The organism is Treponema sp. (assembly GCF_045657965.1).
Classification (GTDB): domain Bacteria; phylum Spirochaetota; class Spirochaetia; order Treponematales; family Treponemataceae; genus Treponema_D.
Genome location: NZ_JAZOUG010000006.1, coordinates 1 through 7682, shown reverse-complemented (window position 1 = coordinate 7682; position 7682 = coordinate 1). Strand labels below are relative to the sequence as shown.

General features: G+C 31.7%; 6 protein-coding genes. All 6 read left to right on the top strand.

Annotated features, from left to right (window positions below; all coding sequences use genetic code 11):
* On the top strand, positions 1–2851 hold a 2851-nt coding region (locus ACKI5B_RS00140; RefSeq protein ID WP_407424926.1), incomplete at its 5' end, for a hypothetical protein.
* 220 nt (positions 2852–3071) lie between these two features.
* On the top strand, positions 3072–4397 hold the full coding sequence (locus ACKI5B_RS00135) for an ATP-binding protein (RefSeq protein ID WP_407424925.1): 1326 nt from the start codon (positions 3072–3074) through the stop codon (positions 4395–4397).
* 1 nt (position 4398) lies between these two features.
* A complete protein-coding gene (locus ACKI5B_RS00130) occupies positions 4399–4527 on the top strand; it encodes a hypothetical protein (protein WP_407424924.1) in 129 nt (42 codons plus the stop codon).
* A gap of 2 nt (positions 4528–4529) precedes the next feature.
* The gene (locus tag ACKI5B_RS00125; protein WP_407424923.1) at positions 4530–5921 is read left to right on the top strand and encodes a Wadjet anti-phage system protein JetA family protein; all 1392 of its coding nucleotides are present in this window, start codon (positions 4530–4532) and stop codon (positions 5919–5921) included.
* Positions 5911–6633: a DUF4194 domain-containing protein gene (locus ACKI5B_RS00120; RefSeq protein WP_407424922.1), complete on the top strand. Its 723-nt coding sequence runs from the start codon at positions 5911–5913 to the stop codon at positions 6631–6633. Before ACKI5B_RS00125 ends, ACKI5B_RS00120 begins: the two co-directional genes overlap by 11 nt.
* Positions 6633–7682, top strand: a 1050-nt coding sequence (locus ACKI5B_RS00115; protein ID WP_407424921.1) for an ATP-binding protein, incomplete at its 3' end; no start/stop codon positions are given. The genes ACKI5B_RS00120 and ACKI5B_RS00115, both read left to right, overlap by 1 nt.

Below are 7682 nucleotides of genomic sequence, written 5' to 3'. Positions count from 1 at the left end.
AAATACGCAAAGAGATAAGTCAGAAGATATTATTACTGCTTTTTCATATTTAGTAAGAGATTTGGAGCCATTTAAAGGAGCTACAAGAACTTGTGATTTGTATAAACAACTTCAATATATAAATATTTCTTTTCGAAAAGGTCTTGCTTTATGCAATAAAAATAAAGACACTCTTAGAAAATGTTTGGATTTATTAATAAAAGTGACAAATACGACAACATACCTAGATAATTCAAAAAATGGTCCTCTAACTGAGGAAGATTTTCTTGAATTGGTATTGGATTTTTTGCCGGAGGACTTTTCCCTTAATTCAATTGAGCATGAAATAAACGATTCGTCATATAGTGGTTATTATCAGGATTTAGCCAATTTATTTTTTCATTATTCAACTATTTTATTTAAACAAAATAATAAACTTGATGCTGAGCGTTATTATAAACTTGGAGTTCAGTCAATGCTGGGTTATGGATTTCATAAAGACATAAGTATTTATGAAATTTTAGATTGTCTAACAGAAACTGAAAAGTACACTGGTCTTGTGACAAAGAATCAGATTTTTGATTTATACATAATGACTAAAACTATTATCATGCATACAGATGGCAGAGATACAAATAACAGTCCTGTAGATTGGTTTTGGCAACTTTGCAAAATTTCAAATAAATATGCATTAAACTTTTTAGCAACTTATGGTCTTAGTAAAATATGTCCAGCAGGGTATTTTGAAGAATATTTGTCATACTTTCTTGAAAATACTAATGATTTATTAAAGAATGATGAATGGTTTCTTTTATGTTTAACAGCACCTTTGATTGACAGTGACAAACTTTTATCAAAAGGAATGGATTTTTTTAATGAAGTATCTATTTCATTACGAGATATGTATCGAAGATGGGTAAAATGTATACCTTTTGTTCGAAATAATCATAATGAAGAAAATTACAGATTTTCAGATGCTACAATAAAAAAATACTTCAATGAGTTTAATATTGATATTTCTGCAAAAGATGAAAAATCTGAGCAATACTCAAATTATACATCATTGAAAAAAGAAAGAGAGAAATTCTCTGCAAATTCACTTTCTGATGCAATAAATTATTTTTCATACGAAACATTATATAATGAAGATTGTGATGATTTTATAAAATTATTACTTTCATTAGATATACAAAAGCAAAAAGAATTATTATTAGCATTTTTTAAAAGTATAAGTTTTTCACCAAAGTGCAAAATAGAAAATATCTTACTTAAGATAGAATCAACAGAATTAAAAGTATTTTTATTGGTTGGTTATTTTGTTTATAAATCAGATGGATATTTAAAAACTATGACAGATTATAAATATCTAAATACAGCAAATGAACTTGATGGGGAAAAAACGCTAAAAGCTTTAAGGGAGATTCTTGCAGTACGACTTATGCATTCAGAATATCCTCTGTGGCAGTCTTGTAATTTAATTCTGGCACTCATAAAATTAAATTATGATATAACTAAAGTTTTTCAACTATTCAATTTGCTTTATAAAATTACCAAGAAGAAACTTCCTGTTTCTAATGATTATGTTTTTGATATGCATGTTTATAGCGAAATAGAAAAGTTTTCTACACCAGAAGTTTTTATACTTATTTTAATCTCAAGATTCAATCGATTAGGTGTTGAGAAAAATCAATTTGCGATTTATAGCTTGATTTACATGGCAAACGAGTACCCAGAAGAATTATTGAATGCTATTGCCTATGTTTTTCATCATGATGCTATGGTGTTGCCTATGCACCGTGCAATTTTATTACAAATCGTAAAAAGTGAAATAAATCAGAATTTAATAACAGACTCTTTTAAAACAAGCATAATGCAAGGATTCCCAAAAGAATATTATTACGAAAATTTGCTTATTTGCGAATTATGCAATTTAGGCTGTAATCTTCAAATTATTAAAGATGGTATTACTTTGCAAAGAGATGAAAAGGATATTCGTTTTTTTTCAAACATAAATATCAGGTATGAATTTCTAGGACGAAGTGGTTTTTCGTTTGCTGGGTTGTTTAGTTCATTTAAAATAAAAAGGGATACTTTTCTAAAGAAGTATAATGATGATTTTTATTTAAGAGCAGACGAAGTTCTTGTTCCAAATGTTGCAATATCTAATGCGATTTACGAAATAATAAATAAGGAAGGAAATAATCAATTAATTTTCTTTTATAACATCTATGATAATATTTTCCCTCCATTCTTATTGGAGAATCTTAGACTGATTTGTGGAGCCATAGACAAAAGACCTTCGTTTTTACCAGTATTAGACAACTTTGACGACGAAAAACACATTGAAATATTTAAAGACATTGAAAGTTATTCTGATGAAAAATGGGTAATTTTAGCATATTCAGAAAAACAGCTAGTTGGTGAAAATTTCAAACAGAAAACAACATTGTCATGTGATTATTTCGTTTATTCTCCAGAGATAAAAGATTCTTTTTGTAGTTATATTTTTAATATTAATCAATATTATGATAAAAGAATGAAAGAAAAAACAAATATTGTCTCGAAAATTTCTGTATATGATTATATGGAATCTCAAAGTATTCTTTTTCTAGCACCGTTTATTATTGAAAAACTGGATTTACATTTAAATACCAATAAATTTGATGGATTATATGCTGTAGATTCGAAAAAAGAGATTATTACAAAAATGATTACATGGAAAAGTGACTATTTGGGAAATATAGGAGATGGTATAGAAATACCTAAGAGTAAAGGAACTGTTCTTCTTTTTAGAAAGGATAAATTAAATTTATTACAACAATTATATTCTTCCGATTTGGAAGGAATGACGATTCGAAAAAAAATTGAATAACTTAAGAGGTAGATTTATGGAACAAGAAACAATTTTAGCTATAGATGCAATAAAAACTATAATATTACAATTTCAGAAATAAGTTTTCTGAATATTCAGCGTTAGGGATTGTAGCAACGCCGAAGGCGTTCTCGCATAGCGAGAATGGAGCGAATAGCGGAAGTGCGGAAAGCCCGACCTGCCGCAAGACAGGTAACGCCCAGAAAAGGAGAAATTATAAATGTCCGAATCCCAGTTAATCGAATACAAAGAATCTTGGCGCGATGAATATCTCAAATGGATTTGCGGTTTTGCAAATGCTCAGGGCGGTGTGCTTTACATCGGCAAGAGAGATGACGGCTCTGTTTGTGGCGTTGCAGATTCAAAGAAACTTATGGAAGATATTCCGAATAAAGTTCGTGATGCGCTTGGATTGATTGTTGATGTTGATTTGATTACTGAGAACGGACTTGATGTTATAAAAATCACTGTTGAAGAAAATCCTTATCCAGTGAATTACAAGGGAGAATATCACTATAGAACCGGCAGTACAAAACAGCTTTTGCAGGGTTCGGCTCTGACTAATTTTCTTTTGCGTAAGACAGGTAAAAACTGGGATTCTGTTCCGCTTGAAAATGTAGGCGTTGAAGACCTTGATAAAGAAAGCTTTGATATTTTCCACCGTGAAGCCATTCGTAGCGGAAGAATGAGTAAGGATGACTTAAAGCTTTCGAATCAGGATTTGCTTGAGAAACTGAATCTTCTTGACGGGACTTTGCTTAAGCGGGCAGCTGTTTTGCTATTTCATCGAAATCCTGAAAAATGGATAACAGGTTCATTTGTAAAAATCGGATTCTTTGAAACTGACGCAGACTTGCGTTATCAGGATGAAATTCATGGTTCTCTTATGATTCAGGCAGACCGCGTTATAGATTTGCTTTACACAAAATATCTGACCGCAGAAATCTCCTATGACAACATAACTCGAATTGAACATTATCCTTTCCCTAAAGATGCCGTGCGAGAAGCGGTGTTTAATGCGCTCATTCATCAGGATTTTTCTGTTGGCGTGCCTGTGCAAATCAGTGTTTACAAGGATAAGCTTTATATCAGCAATGACTGTGTTTTCCCTGCTAGCTGGACAGCCGACACTTTAATGCAAAAACATCGTTCGCTTCCCCATAACCCGGATATTGCAAATACATTCTTTAGAGCGGGCTTTATAGAAAGCTGGGGCCGTGGCATAGAAAAGATTTGCAATCTTTGTAAAGAATACGGTATCGCCGAACCGGAATATACAGTTCATCCAAATGATATTATGATGATGTTCAAGGCAAATGAGCCTGTAAATGAGCCTGTAAATGAGCCTGTAAATGAGCCTGTAAAATTGGTTCTTGCCGTTATTGCTGATAATCCTAATTTATCAAAAGAAAAGATTGCTGAAAAAATCGGAATGTCACGGGCCACGGTAACACGAGCTTTGGCAAAATTAGTGGAAATCGGCGCGATTCAGCGTGTTGGTTCGGACAAGTCTGGACACTGGGAGATTGTAGAGAATGGAGAATAAAATGAACCTAGAACTTTTAACCGCAATAGAAGCAATAAAAAAAGCAATTTTACAGTCTTCAAATTCGTCAGACGCGTCTGACGAATTAACAGCAATAATTCCAATTGCGGATTTTAAGCTTAGTGATTAAATATGAACGTATTTGATATAATTCCATCAGATTTCTTTAATTGTCTCGCTGGGAAAAGCAATAATCGTGTATACGCTGACTGTCTGGAATTAATACATAATCAATATGATAAAGAAATTTCTTATCGACTTGAACGCTCATATTTAAGGGATGTACTTGCTGCATTTTTATTAGAAAATCATCTAGACTTGTCTGACGAAGAAAACACTGCAAATGCAGGAAATGATGAAGCTAACTTTGTTTTAAGAAAATTTATTTCCGTCGGCTGGCTTGAAGAAGATCAGGATGATTCTACTTTTGAAAAATATATTTTAATGACTGATAATGGCATTGCTCTGGCAGAATTTTTACAGAAACTAAAAAGACCGGCAACGCCAGAGTTTTCCAGTTACATTCTCAATATTTATAACCGTTTTAATTCAAAGGAATATGCAAATAAGCAGGAACTATATAACTTTATTCTAAAACCTACTTTTTCCGATGCAAAAGCTCTTTCTTCAGATCTTAAAAAGCTTTCAACTTCTATAAAAAAGATTATCGAGAAAATGAATCATGAAGGAAGTCTGGAGAGCCTTACAGAAAATATTATCAGTTATTGTGACGGAGATTTTATAAAAGAATATTCAAGACTTGTTCATCAGCAGAATATTCATATCTATAGAAACTTTATTACCCGCAAGCTAGATGAAATGAAGCAACCTGAATATTTTAATTTGCTATGCACAGAATTATTAGCAGAAGAAAAGGCCCATAAAATTCTGATTTCAAATATAGAAGCAGAAGAAAGAGTTTATGAAATGATTGATTCCACAAAGAAATTCCTTCATGACGACTACAATAAAATAATGGATGATATCAAACTGAAGATTAATACTTATATTCACATAGCAATTGCACGTGAAAGAATGCTCAGAAACAAAGGACTTGATATCCGGGGTGTAGTTGAGCAAACATTACGAATTCTCATTTCTTCTGAAAACAGTTCAGAAAAAGAAGAGCTTGGAAATTTATTTAATATTCAAAAGTATGAGTATGTTGATCAGTCATCTGTAATGTATCCACATAAGAGCCAGCAGATTTTGCATAATACAGAATCCGATTATTTTGAATTAACACAGGAAGAAATTGAACGGCAAAAATATATCCTTGAACAGGAATCTCTTAATCCATATTCAAAGGACCAGATGAAAAAATACATGGATGATTTATTCATTCAAAATGAAATTATTGATAACAGTCAGTTTAATTATTCAAATAAAGAAGACATATTAAAATCTTTAGCTGCAGTTAGTTATGCAAAAGAAAACGGATATTTAATAGAAACAGATGGTACCTATATAGAAAGCGAAAACTATATAACCAAGCACTGGAGGGCAAGAAAAAATGACAAATAATGAATCAATTAATGAATACTGGAATTCAGAATTTACCTCCAGCGATAAACAATTTTTCCAGAAATGTGCCAGAATATTATTAAAGAAAACATTTATTGTTCGTGACAAAGACGAAGAAAACCGTAAGATGTTTTATTTTGTATCAAAAAACTCTGATTTCTTTTCTAATTATTTTTCTTTCATGGGTTTTGAAATTTTAGTTCAAAAAGATTCCGGTGTAGTAATGCTTTCAAATATTGTAAATGAAAACATATCGGCATCTGTTGCAGTTAATAGATTCCGATTTAAGAAGATTGAAAGTATTATTCTTTGCTGTTTATGGACTTTACTTTCTGACAGATTGCATCGTGGTTCATTGGATAAAGTTATTAAAATTACATTGTCAGATTTAAATATAGAACTTGAAAAATATGACTATAAGAAGCCATTTGATAAAGGACCATTAAATGACATATTGAAGTTGTTTTGTAAATTCAACTTAATTGGAACAAGTGGTGAAATTGGTGATGAAGATTTTACCATTATTCTTTATCCTTCGTTACAGTTTGCCTTAAATGAAAGTGAATTTGTTTCTTTTGTAAAAGATGCAGAAAAAAGAATGAAAGGTAACGAAGATGATTTAACAACGATTGATGAACCAGAAGATTTTGATTCTACAGATTCAGAAATAGATCCGTTTGATTTAGGAATTGATATGGGGGATGAAGAATAATGAAGGATAATAGGAAAACAGCAAAACGACTTCTCCTTATAAACTGGTCATGTTTCCAAAATGAAATAATTTCTCTCGGAAGCTCTACCTTATTTACTGGTGTTAATGGAACCGGTAAAACTACAATCCTAGATGCAATGAGTTATCTTATTACTGCTAACACACAGTTTAATAAAGCAGCTGATGATAATGGAAGAAATGTAACTGCATATATTCATGGTGATAGAAAGACAAACGGATCAGACAGATATCTTCGACCGGGAAATGTTACAAGTTATATTGCCATGGAATTTTATGATCCCCTTATCTCTGATTATCATGTAATTGCTGTTTGTATGGAATCTCGTTCAGAAAGTGACAGAGCTATCAGCCAGTGGATAATCCGTGAAAAATGCAGATTAGAAGATTTTAATTTCAGTTCTGTTGAAAATGGAAAACTTACCGTAACATCAAAAAATAACCTTACATTCAAAAACATCCCACTGAAAGGGGCTGATTTTTTTGGCCGTGAAAAGGCTATTCCACAGCTAACCCGTCAGTTAGGAATACGAACTACGGATTACAGAAAATACAAAGAAAAGCTGCTTAAGATGATGGCTTTTGATCCTGAAAGAAATGTAGATAAATTTCTACAGACTTCTGTTTTTGCAGAAGCGGAAGTAAAATCTCTTGACCGGCTCAGGGAGCAGAGAAAACTATACGAACAGGCAAAACAAATGTTCGAACAGATTCAGGAAAGAAAGAATCTTCTTGAAGAAATAGAGCAGAAAACTTCAGAATATGAAAAGATTCTTCGCAACTATAACATTCGTGAATTGATGTTCAGGTATCAGTATATAAACCAATATAAGGATGAAATCTCAAAGCTTGAAATAAAGCAACAGAATAATCAGATTCAGCTAAAAGACCTGGAAGAAAAGAAAAAAGAATCAGAGATTAAGCTTTCAGAAATGATGGAAAGACTTTCTGAAATTAAAAATAAGAATCATTCACTTACAGAAAGCTTAAATAAGATGGAGAATGATAAAACTGAAATTTCTAAAAAGATT